Annotated in this window: 16 protein-coding genes and 1 tRNA gene; 10 read left to right on the plus strand and 7 right to left on the minus strand. The window is 55.4% G+C overall.

What is annotated here, in order from left to right; all coding sequences use genetic code 11:
- Positions 1–11: 11 nt before the first annotated feature.
- The 3 genes from ACQQ2Q_RS20480 to ACQQ2Q_RS20490 all read left to right on the plus strand — a co-directional run bounded on the left by ACQQ2Q_RS20480 (position 12) and on the right by ACQQ2Q_RS20490 (position 3073).
- Complete coding sequence (locus ACQQ2Q_RS20480) at positions 12–692, plus strand: HAD family hydrolase (protein ID WP_428188985.1); 681 nt, start codon at positions 12–14, stop codon at positions 690–692.
- A gap of 24 nt (positions 693–716) precedes the next feature.
- Entirely contained in the window at positions 717–2297 is a 1581-nt protein-coding gene (locus tag ACQQ2Q_RS20485) for an FGGY-family carbohydrate kinase (RefSeq protein ID WP_428188986.1), read from the plus strand.
- 86 nt (positions 2298–2383) lie between these two features.
- The gene (locus ACQQ2Q_RS20490; RefSeq protein ID WP_428188987.1) at positions 2384–3073 is read left to right on the plus strand and encodes a spermidine synthase; all 690 of its coding nucleotides are present in this window, start codon (positions 2384–2386) and stop codon (positions 3071–3073) included.
- 67 nt (positions 3074–3140) lie between these two features.
- Here the strand turns inward: ACQQ2Q_RS20490 and dgcA are convergent, their stop codons facing one another.
- Positions 3141–4130 (minus strand): N-acetyl-D-Glu racemase DgcA, encoded by a 990-nt coding sequence (gene dgcA, locus ACQQ2Q_RS20495; protein WP_428188988.1) that lies wholly within the window; start codon positions 4128–4130, stop codon positions 3141–3143.
- A 257-nt stretch (positions 4131–4387) separates the two neighbouring features.
- On the opposite strand from dgcA, the gene ACQQ2Q_RS20500 reads away from it, so the two are divergent.
- The 4 genes from ACQQ2Q_RS20500 to ACQQ2Q_RS20515 all read left to right on the plus strand — a co-directional run bounded on the left by ACQQ2Q_RS20500 (position 4388) and on the right by ACQQ2Q_RS20515 (position 8027).
- A complete protein-coding gene (locus tag ACQQ2Q_RS20500; protein WP_428188989.1) occupies positions 4388–4864 on the plus strand; it encodes a DUF2231 domain-containing protein in 477 nt (158 codons plus the stop codon).
- Positions 4861–6195 (plus strand): PQQ-dependent sugar dehydrogenase, encoded by a 1335-nt coding sequence (locus ACQQ2Q_RS20505; RefSeq protein WP_428188990.1) that lies wholly within the window; start codon positions 4861–4863, stop codon positions 6193–6195. The genes ACQQ2Q_RS20500 and ACQQ2Q_RS20505 overlap by 4 nt, the downstream gene beginning before the upstream one ends.
- 316 nt (positions 6196–6511) lie before the next feature.
- Entirely contained in the window at positions 6512–7708 is a 1197-nt protein-coding gene (mnmA, locus tag ACQQ2Q_RS20510) for a tRNA 2-thiouridine(34) synthase MnmA (protein ID WP_428188991.1), read from the plus strand.
- Between the two features lie 242 nt (positions 7709–7950).
- Positions 7951–8027, plus strand: a tRNA-Met gene (locus ACQQ2Q_RS20515).
- A gap of 129 nt (positions 8028–8156) precedes the next feature.
- Here the strand turns inward: ACQQ2Q_RS20515 and ACQQ2Q_RS20520 are convergent.
- The 4 genes from ACQQ2Q_RS20520 to ACQQ2Q_RS20535 all read right to left on the minus strand — a co-directional run bounded on the left by ACQQ2Q_RS20520 (position 8157) and on the right by ACQQ2Q_RS20535 (position 11933).
- Positions 8157–9302, minus strand: coding sequence for a reverse transcriptase domain-containing protein (locus tag ACQQ2Q_RS20520; RefSeq protein ID WP_428188992.1), 1146 nt, complete (start codon positions 9300–9302; stop codon positions 8157–8159).
- 862 nt (positions 9303–10164) lie between these two features.
- Positions 10165–10701 (minus strand): hypothetical protein, encoded by a 537-nt coding sequence (locus tag ACQQ2Q_RS20525; protein ID WP_428188993.1) that lies wholly within the window; start codon positions 10699–10701, stop codon positions 10165–10167.
- Positions 10698–11621, minus strand: a complete 924-nt coding sequence (locus ACQQ2Q_RS20530) for a hypothetical protein (RefSeq protein WP_428188994.1) — start codon at positions 11619–11621, stop codon at positions 10698–10700. The genes ACQQ2Q_RS20525 and ACQQ2Q_RS20530 overlap by 4 nt, the downstream gene beginning before the upstream one ends.
- Before the next feature lie 108 nt (positions 11622–11729).
- Positions 11730–11933 (minus strand): hypothetical protein, encoded by a 204-nt coding sequence (locus ACQQ2Q_RS20535; protein ID WP_428188995.1) that lies wholly within the window; start codon positions 11931–11933, stop codon positions 11730–11732.
- A 192-nt stretch (positions 11934–12125) separates the two neighbouring features.
- On the opposite strand from ACQQ2Q_RS20535, the gene ACQQ2Q_RS20540 reads away from it, so the two are divergent.
- A complete protein-coding gene (locus ACQQ2Q_RS20540) occupies positions 12126–12542 on the plus strand; it encodes a hypothetical protein (protein ID WP_428188996.1) in 417 nt (138 codons plus the stop codon).
- A 6-nt stretch (positions 12543–12548) separates the two neighbouring features.
- Here the strand turns inward: ACQQ2Q_RS20540 and ACQQ2Q_RS20545 are convergent, their stop codons facing one another.
- Positions 12549–12797: a helix-turn-helix domain-containing protein gene (locus tag ACQQ2Q_RS20545; RefSeq protein WP_428188997.1), complete on the minus strand. Its 249-nt coding sequence runs from the start codon at positions 12795–12797 to the stop codon at positions 12549–12551.
- A 96-nt stretch (positions 12798–12893) separates the two neighbouring features.
- Between ACQQ2Q_RS20545 and ACQQ2Q_RS20550 the strand changes: the two genes are divergently transcribed.
- Both ACQQ2Q_RS20550 and ACQQ2Q_RS20555 read left to right on the plus strand, forming a co-directional pair.
- The gene (locus ACQQ2Q_RS20550) at positions 12894–13139 is read left to right on the plus strand and encodes a hypothetical protein (RefSeq protein ID WP_428188998.1); all 246 of its coding nucleotides are present in this window, start codon (positions 12894–12896) and stop codon (positions 13137–13139) included.
- Between the two features lie 257 nt (positions 13140–13396).
- Positions 13397–14320: an ion channel gene (locus ACQQ2Q_RS20555; protein WP_428188999.1), complete on the plus strand. Its 924-nt coding sequence runs from the start codon at positions 13397–13399 to the stop codon at positions 14318–14320.
- A gap of 149 nt (positions 14321–14469) precedes the next feature.
- Here the strand turns inward: ACQQ2Q_RS20555 and ACQQ2Q_RS20560 are convergent, their stop codons facing one another.
- On the minus strand, positions 14470–15597 hold the full coding sequence (locus tag ACQQ2Q_RS20560) for a hypothetical protein (RefSeq protein ID WP_428189000.1): 1128 nt from the start codon (positions 15595–15597) through the stop codon (positions 14470–14472).
- Positions 15598–16073: the final 476 nt, after the last annotated feature.

Below are 16073 nucleotides of genomic sequence, written 5' to 3' on the forward strand. Positions count from 1 at the left end.
GATGCGGAACGATGAACGCGGCAACGGGACCATTAGTGATCTTCGATTGCGACGGCGTTCTGGTCGACAGCGAAACGATCTCGCTGGAGGTGCTGGTAAAGGCCTTGCGCGACGTGGGCATCGAGATCGATGAAGAGGCGGCCAAAGAGCGATTTCTCGGCCGCAGCCTCTCCACCGTCATTGAAACGGCCCGTACAGAACACGGACTGGCCCTTGGCGATAGCTTTCTGACAACCATGCGGATGGCCCTATACGAGCGCTTCCGCACGGATCTCAAACCTGTCCCCGGCGTTGGAGATGCCATCGCCTCACTGGAGCAGGCCGGCCTGAAATGGTGCGTCGCCTCCTCCTCGCAGATCGAGCGCATAGAGTTGTCGTTGAAGGTCTGCGGGCTCAAGCCTCGCTTTAATCCGCCAATCTATTCGGCCAGCATGGTGGCCAACGGCAAGCCCGCTCCCGATCTCTTCCTCTTTGCCGCCAAGCGCATGGGCCGTGCCCCCGAAGACTGCGTGGTGATCGAAGACAGCCCCGCTGGAATTCAGGCAGCCAAAGCCGCCGGCATGCGGGTTCTGGCCTTCACCGGCGGCGGTCACGCCGCGGCCCCCGAACATCGATCGGCCATTGCTTCGCTGGGTGCCGATGCGACATTTGACGCGATGGGCGAATTGCTCCACCTTATCAGGCAAAACTAAAAACAGGGACGGAAACGAGCAAGAATGCGCGATCACGTGATTGCCGTCGATGTTGGAACGGGCAGCGCGCGCGCAGGCCTGGTGGATCGCGCTGGCAAACTTCTGGCACGCTGCGAACATCCCATTTTGATGCGCCGAGCGGATGCCGAACAGGCCGAACACGCCTCTGAAGACATCTGGGCCGCCTGCTGCAAGGCCGTGCGCATGGCTCTGGCAGAGGCAGGCATGGATTCGGCACGCATTGCCGCCATCGGCTTCGATGCCACCTGCTCGCTGGTGCTGCGCGACGCCAATGGCGCGCCATTGCCACTGGCTAAAGAGGCAGAGACCGCCTTTGACACCATCGCATGGATGGACCACCGCGCCGGATCAGAAGCCGAGCAATGCACAGCCACCGGCCACGAGGCCATCAAGCATTCCGGGCGGATCATGTCGCCGGAAATGCAGATGCCAAAGCTGATGTGGCTGAAGCGCAATCGACCGGATCTGTGGCAGCGGGCGGGCTACATCTTCGACCTTGCCGATTTCCTCACCTGGAAGGCAACCGGCACCACAAGCCGCTCGCGCTGCACGCTGACTGCCAAATGGAACTTCCTCGCCCACAAGCCCTCCGGCTGGCAGGATGATTTTCTGGCTGAGATCGGTCTGGAAGATCTGAAAAGGCGTGGCAGCCTGCCCGATGACACCGTCGCGGTCGGCAGACCGATCGCGACGCTCTGCGGCTACGCAGCAGAAGCTCTGGGCCTCGATACAGACGTCGTGGTCGCAGCGGGCATGATCGACGCCTATGCCGGTGCGCTGGGTGTACTGGGCAATGCCGCAGGCGATCCGCGACAGCTAGACGGACAGGTCGCCATGATCGGCGGCACATCCAGTTGCATCATCGGCTTTGCCGCCGAACCCCATCACGGGACAAGCATCTGGGGGCCTTACTTCGAGGCCGTCTTTGCCGATCTCTGGCTGGTCGAGGCCGGGCAATCGGCAACCGGTGGCCTGCTCGGCCATCTGCTGGAATTGCACAGCGCCGGCGGCGGATCGGCTGTCGCCAACCATCGCGCCGTCATTGCGCGCATTCAGGAACTGCGCAAGGAGCAAGGCGACGAGTTTGCCGAGGGCATTCATATCCTGCCCGATTTTCACGGCAACCGCTCGCCCTTTGCCGATCCGAACCTCACCGGTGTCATCTCCGGCCTGACGCTCGACACGAGCTTCGACGGTCTGTGCCGCATCTACTGGCGCGCCTGCGTGGCAATAGTACTGGGTCTGAAACAGATCCTCGACACGCTGGATAAAGCAGGTTTCTCATGCGACTGCCTGCACCTGACCGGTGGCCATGTGAAAAACCCGCTGCTGGTCGAACTCTATGCCGATGTGACGGGCATCGACGTGGTGATCCCGCAGAGCGATGACGCGGTCTTGCTGGGGACGGCGATCAATGCCGCCGCCGCCGCTGGCCTTTACCCCTCGCTCACGGCCGCCGGAAGCGCCATGGGACCAAAGGGACAGCGCCGCGCGCCCAACCCCGAAACAGCAAGGCTCTACCAGCGAGACTATGCCCGCTTTCTCGCCATGCAGCGCCACCGGGCCGAGCTCAACAGCATCTGAGCACCGAGGGCCATTGCCGTTTGTTGAACCCCGCGCGCGTCCATGCTACCGGAGCGCTGCCGTTCATTGACATAGTGAGAGCTCGAATGATCCCCTGGACCCAGATCGATTCCGCCAGCATTCCAGGCGGTGGCGGAGAGCTGCGGCTCAAGCAGCGTGGCACCGAATTCTCGATCATGCTGGGCTCAAACGAGCTCATGAACAGTCGCCTGAGCGGGTCCGAAGAGGCGCTGGCGACACTTGCCTTTGCCGAGATCGAAGCGACCCGAAAACCGCATATGCTGATCGGCGGGCTGGGCATGGGCTTTACCCTTCGGGCAGCCCTTGCCGTGCTTCCCAAAGATGCCACCGTCACGGTTGCCGAACTGGTGCCGGCCGTCATCGCCTGGGCTCGCGGCCCGATGGCCGAGGTCTTCAAGGGCTGCCTCGACGATCCGCGCGTGACGATCCACGAAGGCGATGTCGCAGCACTCATCAAGGCATCGCGCGACACTTTCGATGCCATCCTGCTCGATGTCGACAATGGCCCGGACGGGCTGACGCGTGAAAGCAACGACCAGCTCTACAGCTTCTCCGGCCTGCAATATTCAAAGGCAGCACTGCGCAAGGGCGGCATGCTCGCCGTCTGGTCCTCCGGCCCCGATCCCCGCTTCACCCGAAGACTGAAGGACAGCGGTTACACCGTGCGCGAAGTCAACACCCGCGCCAACGGCAAACGCGGCGGCGCCCGGCATGTGATCTGGCTTGCCGGCAATGGGACGATGAAAAAGCTCTAGTCGCAATCGATGCGGATAGAGCGACGAAATCCTGGCCTGACTGACGGCACCGCACATCCAAAAACGCCTACCCCCAAAGCCCCCGCTGCGGCACCTGCATCTGAGACCCCACATATTCCACGGGCACATCGCGGTCGGCTGCCAGAAGCAATGGTCCGTCGAGATCGACATATGCTGCCCCTTGCGCCACCAGAAAGGCCGGCGCCATGGCAAGGGATGTGCCCAGCATGCAGCCGGTCATGATCTCGAAACCCATGGCCTCTGCCTCCCGCGCCATGGCAAGCGCCTCGGTCAGTCCGCCAGTCTTGTCGAGTTTGATGTTGACGACATCGTATTTGCCCTTCAGCGACGACAGCGAGGCCCGGTCGTGGCAGCTTTCGTCGGCGCAGACCGGAAGCGGACGGGAAATGCTTGCCAGCGCATCATCGGCCCCCGCCGGCAGAGGTTGCTCGACAAGCGCCACGCCCAGCCGCACGAAGACCGGGGCAAGCGCCTGATACTGCGCAAGCGTCCAGCCCTCATTGGCATCGACGATGATGCGGGCAGCGGGTGCCCCGGCACGCACGGCCTCGATCCGCTCCAGATCGCTATCGGTGCCGAGCTTGACCTTCAGCAAGGGGCGCGTCGCATTCCGGGCGGCGGCCGCGCGCATCTCCTCCGGCGTTCCGAGCGACAGCGTATAGGCCGTCTCCACCGGTCTGGGCGTCGATAATCCTGCCAGTTGCCATACGGGCATGCCCGCACGCCTGGCCTCCAGATCCCAGAGCGCGCAATCGAGGGCGTTGCGGGCAGCCCCGGCCGGCATCAAAGATTGCAAGCCTTGCCTGTCGAGCCCCGCCGCCAGATCCCCCTCAACCGCACGGATTGCCTCCATCACACCCTCCACGGTTTCGCCGTAGCGCGCATAGGGCACGCATTCGCCGCGGCCCTTGGAGCCGTCATGCGAATGCGTGACCGTCACGACCCGGATTTCCGTGCGAGACCCCCGCGAAATGGTAAAGGCACCGGCGACGGCAAAGCGCTCATCGCGGACATCGAGAAGGATTGCAGCAGGCATGCCCTATCTTTCAAATGCGCAAGGGAGATTTTCGGAAATCGTCCGGTGTGTAAGCACCCCTGTTTTGACCCCACGTACCAGAGGGGTCAAGGGCGAAGACGGTCGAGCGCTCAATTGTGGACCGGCATCAGCGCACGGTGCAAGCAAGGTCAAACCTTACAAAGATTTAAGATATTTCCAAGGAACGGCCGGCGCACGCACACGTTTTTACTTGACTATGGAATGACGAGCATCGTTTTTCTTGGAGGAGCAAAATCATGCATTCAAAACCTGATGTAATTGCGCCGTATCCCTCGACACATGTCTATTATCAACTCGGCGTTCTCGACCGAATGACGACCGCACTCGCAGCCGTTCCAGCCGTTTGTTTTACAGGCGCTTTTCTGACAGATCTCACCTATGCAAGCGCGCCCGACATGCAATGGACGAATTTCTCGGCGTGGCTCTTGGCCTTCGGCATGCTGTTTGCCTGTCTGGCTGCACTGTCAGGCATCATTGCCTATTTCAGCGGTCCAAGGCCTGCCCTCAACGTCAACAGTTGGCTGTTTGTTGCAGCCATCGCACTCACGCTGACAACCGCATTTTTCAACAATCTGGTTCATAGCCGCGATGCCTGGACCTCGGTGGTGCCAAGCGGACTGATGCTGTCTGCCCTCACCGTCATCCTGATGATCGCCGCTGCGTTCTTCCATTATCGGAACGTGAGCCTTGCCTATAGGGAGAATGTGTCATGAGCCGTCACCTGACAAATCGTTTGGCAGGGACCACCGCCCTGCTGCTGGCTTCGCTGATGGCAAGCGCGCCGGCGATGGCGGCAGCCTTCGACAAACAGTCGCAGATAGGCCCCGACCCGGTGCTGCCAGCACCCAATGCCTATCTCGTGCCACCCATGCATGTGGCCCATGATATCGGCTGGTCCAAGGGCGAACATCCGACCGTGCCGCAAGGCTTCAAGATAGACGCTATCGCCACAGGGCTTGAACATCCGCGCCAACCTTATGTTCTGCCGAATGGCGATATTCTGGTGGTGGAATCCAACGGTCCGGGCGTTGAGCCGGTCGAACGTCCGAAGGACCTGATCATGGGTTGGGTGCAGAAATATGCCGGCGCAGGTGCCAAAGGCGGCAATCGCGTCAGTATTCTGCACGACAGCAATGGCGATGGCACTTACGACCAGAAATCGGTGTTTCTGGATGGCTTGCACTCGCCCTTCGGCATTGTGCTGGTCGGCCATGATCTCTACGTCGCCAATACCGACAGCCTGATGCGCTACACCTATCATGACGGCGACCAGAAAATCACCGGTCCGGGAACCAAGGTGACGGACCTGCCCGGCGGGCCGATCGACCACCACTGGACGAAAAGCCTGACGGCCAGCCCGGATGGCACCAAGCTTTACGTCGGCGTGGGCTCAAACAGCAACATCATGGAAAATGGCAAAGGCGTTGAACGGGAAAGGGCAGCCGTCTGGGAAGTGGACGCCAAAACCGGCGCCCATCGCATTTATGGCAGCGGTTTGCGCAATCCCAACGGCCTGACCTTCTATCCCGGCACCGATACGCTGTGGGTGGTGGTCAACGAGCGCGACGAACTCGGCCCCAACCTCGTTCCGGACTATATGACCTCGGTCAAGGACGGTGCCTTTTACGGCTGGCCCTACAGCTATTACGGTCAGCATGTCGATCCGCGCGTCGAGCCGCAAAGACCGGATCTGGTGGCCTCGGCCATCCCCCCGGATTATGCGCTGAGCTCGCATGTTGCCCCGCTTGGCCTCACCTTCGACACTGGCGACAGTTTCCCGACCAGATACAAGGGCGGCGCCTTTATCGGCGAACACGGCAGCTGGGACCGGGGTGATTTCAACGGCTACCAGGTCGCCTTCGTGCCCTTTGCCAACGGCAAGCCTGCTGGCAAGGCAGAGCCATTCGTCACCGACTTCCTGAACAAGGATAGCGAGGCGAGAGGGCGTCCGGTCGGTGTCGATTTCGACAAGACAGGGGCGCTGATCGTGGCTGACGATTTGGGAGACACGGTCTGGCGCGTCTCGGCCCAGAACGTGCATTGAAAGCGAATGGGCAGCATTGCTCGAAGGAGTACGGCTTGCAGCAGCACCGTGCTCCTTTCTGCCGCGCAGAACCGTCATCGTCGCCCCAAGATGGCGCTGACGCGGCGATTTTCGTCATTTCCCTTGGTCTTCGCCCGTCAATGACGTGCCTAGCCCCTTGTCCGGCCATCAAATCCTTTCTATATCCCTCAGCAATTCGGTCGAGGCGAGAAACGCCTTGTCACCATGATATGCCGCATTGCCGCGCAGAGAATGCCCCGATGCCGCCCGATATGATAAATGTGACGTTCAACAAGCAGAATTGGCGAGAGACCCCGTGAACACGCTGGATATCGACAAGAAGCCGGAAGACACCCGCGTGGTCGTTGCCATGTCGGGTGGCGTGGATTCCTCCGTTGTGGCCGGCATCCTGAAAGCCGAGGGCTATGACGTTCTGGGCATCACGCTGCAGCTTTACGATCATGGCGCAGCCGTTCATCGTGCCGGCTCCTGCTGTGCCGGCCAGGATATCGACGATGCCCGCCGGGTTTGCGAAACGCTTGGTATTCCGCACTATGTGCTGGATTACGAGCAGCGTTTTCGCGATACCGTGATCAACCCTTTCATGGACAGCTATATTGCCGGCGAAACGCCGATCCCCTGCGTTGCCTGCAACCAGACGGTCAAGTTCGCCGACCTTCTGGCAACGGCGAAGGAACTGGGCGCCGACGCGCTGGCGACCGGTCATTACATCCGCTCGAAATCCGTGCCGCTGGAAAACGATCCGGGCCACCGCGCCCTGTTCCGCCCGATCGACAGCGAACGCGACCAGAGCTATTTCCTCTTTGCCACGACGCAGGAACAGATCGACTATCTGCGCTTTCCGCTGGGCGAGATGTCGAAGGCGGAAACACGGAAACTGGCCGAAGACATGGGACTGGTGGTCGCCCAGAAGGCCGACAGCCAGGACATCTGTTTCGTGCCGCAGGGCAAATATGCCGACATCATCACCAAGCTGAAGCCGGATTCGGCGCTGGCCGGCGATATCGTCCATCTGGACGGACGCGTGCTCGGTCGCCATGACGGCATCCTGCATTACACCATCGGCCAGCGTAAGGGTCTGGGTGTTGCCACCGGCGATCCGCTCTATGTGATCTATCTCGATGCCCGCTCGCGCCGCGTCGTGGTCGGCCCGAAGGAAGCGCTCGACACGCGCCGCGTCTATCTGCGCGACATGAACTGGCTGGGCGACGAAACCATAAAGGACACTGCCCGCACAGGCTTTGAATGCTATGCCAAGCTGCGCTCCACCCGCCCGCCGGCACAGGCCACCCTTCATGCCGATGAGAACGGTATCTATGTCGATCTCGCCATCGGCGAAGCCGGTATCGCCCCCGGACAGGCCTGCGTGCTCTATTCCGGCGAAGGCGCAGATGCCCGCGTCTATGGCGGCGGCTTCATTGAAAGCTCCAAGCGCGCGGAAGATGCAGAACTGGCCTTGCGGGCGCTTCTGGCAACCCCTGCCGCTGCCTGAGCGTCAAAGCGGGCATCATCGCCCGCACTTGCCGGCCCTGCTTGCCTGCGACGGTGACCCGCCTGACGGCTGTTCTGCCGCTATTGCCTCCTCTTTTCCGGCCTCATTTGCCTCCTTTTACAAAGGCTTGGCAAAAGCACAGCAAAATGCCGATCTTGCGCTTGACAGGCCGGGGAGCCGCCCTTTATAAGCCGCTCATCCTGACGCCGGACGGTTGAAAAACCAGATGATCCGGCGCATGTGGCGGGGTAGCTCAGGTGGTTAGAGCAGCGGAATCATAATCCGCGTGTCGGGGGTTCAAGTCCCTCTCCCGCTACCAAAAATTCCTAAATATTGTAGATGGTTAGGTCTCGTGCCCAGTGGGCATGCTGGCGTGTGGAACGTCCGGGGTGTCATTCTGGGTGACAAAAGCGTGGGCTTGAATGCGGTGGGGTGGAATTGGATGCGGTTAACTGGCTTTCCGCTTAGCAATATCGGCGTGGAAAAGCTGTTCAGTAATAGGAATTCCTAAAATGAGCATGATCATGTCGGGAGACAGCCCCTTTATCTTTCTCTGGACCCATTGCTCGTAATCTATAACCTTTGCAGCAACATCTGCGTCAACCAGTTTGAACGCTTGGGCGTCAGTGCAGAAGGCGAAAGACTTTTCCCAGCCAAATAGCTTTTTCCCCAATGTGTGTATTACTGTGCTTCGCGAGTGTTTCGGGTTAAATTGTTTTCCTTGCTGAACCAGTTCGTTGATGGCCTTTCTTGAGGCGGATATTGCTTCACTGACGTCGGCGCTCACCTTTTTCCTTGATGCGGAACTAGGGACGCATCGGTTGGTTTGGACCATGCAGCCCAAGAAATTGAACCCCGTCTTACATTTGCCACGGGCAGCTTTGTCAGAGCCAGCTACAGCGGGGTAAAGCGAGAAGCCAAACGAAGCTAGGTATTTTTCGCTGAACGAGATCGCGTCATCTAGTGATGTTTCCGAACTAGAAACGATTAGCAAATCATCAATGTATCGAACCGCAGTGACGCCCATATCGTTCAGTTGATGATCAAAATCGAACAAAAGAACATTTCCCGCGAAGGCTGACAAGGATGAGCCTTGTGCTACACCGGTTCCATTGGAAGGGAAAAGTTTTGAATACGAAAATAGCTCGTCTTCGTTCGCCAAATTGACCTCTAACCCTTTCGCGAAAAGAGCAGCTAGTTTTTCATCCCCCGTTTCTGATCGCACTTTTGTGACGATGCCAGCAGTAGGAATTTTTGTAAAAAACGCTTTGATATCTGACTGGTAATAATAATCGCCACCATTGGTCATTGCGTCCATGATCAATTTGATCGCTGGACGAACTCCACCAAATGGACGCATTAATCCACCAACCCCGAAACGGGATCTGTTTACTTGGTTGATTGTGCCTAAACGTGGGCCTTCAATCGGCTCGAACTTTGTGTTGATATCACGTTCGTCCGAAGCTTTTCGCGGTTGAAGAACCTGCAAAATTGCGCGCTGAACCACGCGGTTTTTAAGGGTGGCGATTGCAATAGGCCGCGGGTCTTTGCCGACCTTTTCTCGTTGTTTTCTGTCCTTTAGAACGCCTTTCACTTCATCAAACTTAAATGTTTCTTCACGTAATTGCCGTGCGATGCGTTTAAGATGACGTTGGTGCTGATGTTCAAATTCGGCAGCAAAGCCCTTTATCTCGTCGTTGGACGAGTTAAGCGCGCTTCGCCTAACATGGCGCCAAGCTGAAAATAGTTTTGCTCGGAACGGACTTCTTCAAAAAGTGTTCTCATAGGTTCTACGTTCGGGCCCCCAGTTCATACATATCCCGACCGTTGAGGGGAAACCATCCACTGCGCACGGATAGGCTGTGACTACAGACACCTCTGCGGCAAAAGCCACGGTGGCGAGACGATTCCGGGTCACGATCTGAGTTGTTATTTCTAACTTCTCGAGGTTTCCCGAAACAATCATGGACGCGGCGACGAGGGCGCAAGCGACCGCGACGGAACGCCAGCTCAGTCGAGCCGGTTTTTGGGGGCTGAATCACGCATTTCTCTACCTTTCAGCATAGCTGGTTTTTGGCAATGTCAAGCGCTTTCGGCCCCGGCCCAGCCCGACGACAAAATTGCTTGTTAGCTGCCTTGGGGACACCGCAAGGTGCAGTATTCACAGCTGTTCGAGCAACGGTCAGGCTCAGGTCATCGACTGCGCACGGATAGGCTGTGACTACAGACACCTCTGCGGCAAAAGCCACGGTGGCGAGACGATTCCGGGTCACGATCTGAGTTGTTATTTCTAACTTCTCGAGGTTTCCCGAAACAATCATGGACGAAATAAACATAAGTATTGGAATGCTGGTTGCAAGCTTCCTCGGAAAATAACTGTTGATTACTCACCATGGTGCGCGTGCCTAGCAGAGCGTTAGCATTGGCTGGTCCATGTGCATAGGGTGCCCGGCTAGTCATTCCGGGTGACCGGTGACTTCATACTCTTTCTGAAAGAGAGCGTGTGCGCGCTTAATTATCATCAAAAGCGTCAGGAAAAAGTGTACATATAGCCAAATGGAAATTGGTGTTTCTATGCAGTCGGTCTTCTTTATGACATAGAAGATCAGAAAAACCGTCACGGCCAAGCACGATACAACAATCAGATACGAGATATTGGTATTCAATTCGCCAAGCAGTTCGCGCCTCTCGTCCAGCTTTTTCTTTCGGAGATCATTGGACAGCGCATCAGCTTCGGGCTTCCAGTCACGTTGCGAAATGCTAAACAATGCGATCTGCACATTGAGAAGCAGAGCCGAGAAAATAGCAAAAACTGAAATTGAAACGCTGAAGGTATCTTTTTCTATTGATCCCCCAAAGGCCCATGCCATAACAGCTATCAAAAGGGGCAGAATGAAAAACAATAAGATATCAGGCCGATGATACCGAGCTTCACCATCAATTTTCAAGGTGGCGAGATGCGCTTGGATTATATGAAAAACGTTGGCTTTCATTTTTTCGGCTTTGATAGAGTTGTTTGGAAATCTTTCAATATCTGTTCAGTCTCGTATTTAATCGAGGCGAATGACGGATGGCCATCTGAGCCATATTGAACGCTCTCTGACAATTCTATCACGCCGGCATCGTTGCTGTAGCCCAGTATACCTACGGTCCGACGTTTGTTACCCACGGTTACTTCAGCTTTCGCTTGATCAAAATCTATGCCATCGAATCTTAGGGCTTGCGCAGCATTGTCGCTTGATTTATCGAGAATTGATGCCAGTGAACCAAGGGTGCGTTTACGCTTAGCTTTGAACGAAATCTCGAATTCAACTTCATCTGGCTTAAAATCAAATAGATATCTATCTTCTTTGTTTTGTGGAACTTGTTTTTTAATCAGCGTTAGCTGTTTGACGGGTGACGAGTACATAACGCTGGATTTGACATCACCCGGCATAAGCTTTCGAAATGAAATCCTGTATCCCTTGTGTCTTTTCGCAAAAGTGGCGGTCGCTGCATTTATGACCACCTGAACGCAAGACCGGGCTTGAAAAGACTGAAATGCTGCAAGCGCAAATTCCTGTTTTGCGGGTGTCCAGAAGTGAAAATACAGCGGGATTTCCTCAAGGTCTCCCACCTTTCTTTTGTAATTACTCTTTTTGGTTTTTCTATCAATGAGATCACTTTCGAAGCCGTAGGTGCCGTATCTCAAATATCCAAAGATGTTATTGACAGCGGCGGTCGACTTCTTCTCGAAGAACCAACTTCTTTGCAAGTCCTCGTGATCGTTGGGGTTGAGATTTGAGTCTACGAAATCAACCAGAAAATTATTGGCATCCGTGGCCGCACCGTCACTGGTGAGCATGAGTGGAGAACGGTCATTCTCCTTGTAAATAGTAACTTGATATACGCGAAGCCCAATAGAAAACGCCATGCTGGAATCACCCCTCCATCAGAGGGAGTGATTGTTATCGAGTTTTTGATGTTTTTCTACGGGAAACTATTTTTGATTGTGGACGCCCTACACATTCCTCAGTCGAGGCTATCTCTTTGCGAACAGCCCTCTGGCTTCTTTCTCCGCTGCCGACCCTTTAACCCAGCTCCACGGCGCTCGGGGCTTGTGCAACTTCGATAGTTCAGGGTGCTTCTTCGGGTCGCGAGCAGCAGCACGCAGGCGTTCACGGGCTTCACGCGGATCAATCTTCAGTTCGGCGCAGAGCTGCTTGAGGGTGATGATGTCGGACATGATCGTCTCCTTATTGTTGGACGATCTATCCAATAAGACGACCACAAAAGCCTTGTCAGGGAAAATCCTGGCAGGTGACTGTGCATACATTAATTTTCGTTGCCCATATAATGCTTGGTTGAAATCACTATTTGACTCGACTCATTGTTGCAATTTGTTATTCTATGGTTAAGTGATTTCGAAGGGTTTGAGATGACTAAGATTTGGTATTCCATACTTTTGTTGCCTTTGGCCAGTTGTGCGAGCCGGACGCCAGTAGATGTTGCGGACCCACAGGCAATCACATTGAGGGCAGCAGTTTCTGATGTTGCAAATTCAATCAGTGATTTGCAAAATTTGACGTCAGGGCGAAAAAAGGCTGGCATGTATTTGGATGAAGCCACAATTGTCTTCAATGTCAGCTCTAAGGCATCCGCAACTAATACTTTGAAAGTTTCTGCGGCAGGTTTGCCGATTGCCGGCGGGACGTTGGGCATAAATCCCGAGGCAACACTTCAAAATGATGGAGAGCGCGGTAACCAAATTACCTTGAAATTCAAGAATGTTGCCACTCTTAACAAGCCGAACGCGGGAACTGTCCTTTTCAACGTATCGGGCGTCCAAAAGTAGATGCAATCATTGAGATTTGAGTTTTGCCAGAACTGACCGAAACAGTGTTGTTGGATCGATGTCGATAGCCCGCGCAAATGCGATGAACTCGTTCACGTCAATGCGACGTTCCCCACCTTCGACCTTCGCCACATAGGACTGTGGCTTTCCCAGCTTCTCGGCAAGCTGCTGCTGAGTCACACCGGCGTTAAGCCTCGCGTCACGCAGGATGGCCCTGAGTACTTGGTATTCTTCGGTATGAGTTGATGTCGTCACGCGCAAGGCATCCATTGGTCAATGCGCGATGGATAATCCGATTTTGGAATTATCCCATTATCGGATATGATACGTTCGCTACCCAAGGTGAACGCGATGGATGACTACAATTTTCTCGCCGATTTGCTCGACACGTTCCAATCATCGTCCGACTACATCAAGACGGTGATCATCATGACGCCACATATGTTTGTGCTTGGCATTGTTCACCTGCTGACACGCCATCGACGGCGCACGGCTGAGGGAGAGAATGCGGACTTTGTCGCCCTCACGCCAATTGACAACTACATTGAACAAGCGAACCGTCAGCCGAGGCTTACGCATGAGCAGCCGGAACGTTGAGGGGCATCCGCAACTAACGGGCACTCTACGCAGACATTCGCGCACGCGGCGGCGTTACAATGAGCCAGCAGCGCCGTTGGTCAGAATTCCCGAGGGTGAATACCGGCGACGATCTAAACGCGCCTCCTGGCTCGTCCGAGCGACATGCAATGACCATTCACTCTCTCTCCAAAGCATTGGCATAATGCGCCAAACGGATTAGGAGAAAAGTACCAAGTGCATGTATTAGCAGGCAGGACACGGGGTGAAGGTTTGAGATGAATTTCAAATTGGCTAAATCAAATATTTTGGCGGCGCTATATATATTTTCTATATTGTTTTTTGCGTTGGTTTACTTTGCAATATGGAGCATTCGCCCAGACTATTTTAGGGTTCAGCAAGATGTCAATTTCTTGCCAATCGACCTGCTCGAAGCTACCTGGTCATTGCCGGTGAATGAAGATCCAGCCTCTTTAATTTCACCCAACTTGAGTGCCGATGCCGCATCCATCAAAATAAAGGGTTTGCTGTTGGATTTTCAAGCGCAAGCTCTCGCCCTAAGCGAAAAACAAGGAAAACTTCGGGAGTGGCGAGTTGAAATTGACGAAGGCCAATCTGCCTTCGAAGATGCCATGTGGCGACAGTATGATGATTTTGTTGCGCTGAAGATCGCTCCTTTAGAAGCACAGCTGCAAAAGGTCATCGAGGAACAGAGATCCTTCCTAGCGAATGCCGGGGTTAGCGACCCGGACCAGCTGCCGAGTGGTCCGGAGGCAATTGCCTATTCTCAGCTCGCCATCGCAGCTGCTCAAGCAAGATTAGACATTGCTGAGGCAGAGGTCCGCGCGCGAGACTTTGGGCTTGGTCACCTCACTAATTTCCAGCAATCGGAAGATCAGCGAGAATTCTTAGCGAGGCGTGAAAAGTTCGCAAAGTTCGAAACAGAAGTCGATGAAGACGAGCAGTCGATCGCTGGATTGAGGGGGAAGCTGTTTGCAGCAGCAACAGGATATCGCAACAGTCAGAGATCTGTGCTGAATATCGGAGATTTCTTGTATTTCAGTGTTGGATCAGCGACGACCGCGACGTTTGGAGACATCGCACCAAACTATTGGGTCGTCCGCCTTCTAGTGTGCTTTCAAGTATTGGTAAGTTTAGTGTCGCTGAACATCTGGATTAACAGGCTGGTAAGCCGACATTGAGCGCTTCTGGCACCCACCTGTCACCCAGTAGGAGCAACCATAGGTTAAGAGTAAAATGGAACTGTTGAATTGGTTGGGAAATTCGAATGTGGCGAGCGCATGACAGGCTGACAGATTATCAGCGTGTCGGTCTGCAGCCTCGCCACGGCTCAACCATCAGCGTTCGGCATATCGATTCTCACATCCACACCGAACTCCAAGCCGGTCACGCGGCAAGCCTCTCGGATAATGCGGATCTTCTCACGGTTGGCAATGTTGAGCCCAACCAGCCAGCCCGGCTCTATCTCCGCTGCTCGCGCAAGATCGGGTCGCGCAGGATAAATTTCTGCAGGCGAGCGGGCGATATGGTTTCTGCTTCGCCCCTTCGCTGTCTCTGCTATCGCCTCCATGGAGTTCGGGAACCGGCGGGCGATTGCTTGCAGGATTTCAACAAGCGCAGCGGCGGCATTTGGTGCTGATTGGGCATTACCAAACAATTCGAATGCCAACGCCCGTCCCGTCTGTGCTTCGCTAATTACGGGCGCGATTGGCTCCGATATCTTGGGCCGTGGCGGTTCGGATGCTTCGACCGGCCTCTTTGTTGGTCGCGGAACTGAGGGCGCCTTGATAGGCTCCGTCTGCTTCAAAGAGCGGAGAAAGCCTATGACCTCATCTGCCGATGGTCTGAAGCCACAGTTACTTTCCGTCTGGCTTGCCAAAAGCTCAACAAGGAGGTCTTCCGGTTGTTCAACCAATTCACTCCATGCTTTCGGCAAATTGCGGGCAGCTTCACGCGTCGAGGCGATATCGCGGTAATCACGCATGGCATCGTCAAAGGCAGCGCCGCTTTTCACGCGTTGCTGTTCGAGGTAGCGCCGAAGTATCTGGGCGGATTCCGCTGGCGGCCGTTCGGTCAATTGCAGGCGGTAGAGGCGCCGCTCGTCATAAGAGCCTTGTCCGCTCGGTAGATAGAAGCTCCAATCCCGACCATCGGTCAAAAGGCAAAGCGGTATTCCTTCATGGAAGGCATACTCAAAAAGCTGACGATCCCCTTCCAACGCGCGACCAACACCCTTCACTTCAACAAAGATGCTGGGCCTCTTGCCAATTCCACTGAGTGCAAAGTCTACCCGCCTGCCGCCGCTTGCGTATTCCGGCATTACCTGCTCGGGGTCGCTATCGTCCCAACCCAATGCGCGTAGGAGTGGCATGACCACGCTAAAGGATATAGCGGCTTCATTTGGGTAAGAGCCCGCCTGAAGCCGCTGTTGAATTCTCTCAATCAGTGATTCGATCACAACTACCCCTTCGCTCGGCCCGCAGGATGAACCTATCAATGGTTGATGCGTGATGTCGAGAACGTAACACAGCTGTCAGCCTGCATAAGCGAGATGCGCCTGATGCAAGCCGAATTCGGTAATCGGGAGGGCGTTTTTTTATGCGCGACCTCTCTAGGTGCGGACAAGCAGGCATATAGACTGCCAAGGTTTTGGCTCTGTAGCCGATTGCAGTTGTTCACAATGATCGTGTGTACATATTTTTGAGAGACTGCATTCGTGTGCCCCTTTGCGAGGGGTCGAAGAAATCCACTTGTTCACAATTCATGTACATGAACGAGTTTTGAACAAGTGGACAGGAGAACGCCCACCAGAAGGTGTCCGTCGTCGAATGATTTGAGACGTTTTGGGCTTTGGAAGAATGGAGTTTCCGGCTCGGTTTGCGGGTTGATTTAAGCCGCTTTGGCTTGGTGGTTCAAGCGGCGCTGTCTGATGGT

It is taken from the genome of Agrobacterium sp. ES01 (genome assembly GCF_050320885.1).
Taxonomy (GTDB): Bacteria; Pseudomonadota; Alphaproteobacteria; order Rhizobiales; family Rhizobiaceae; genus Allorhizobium.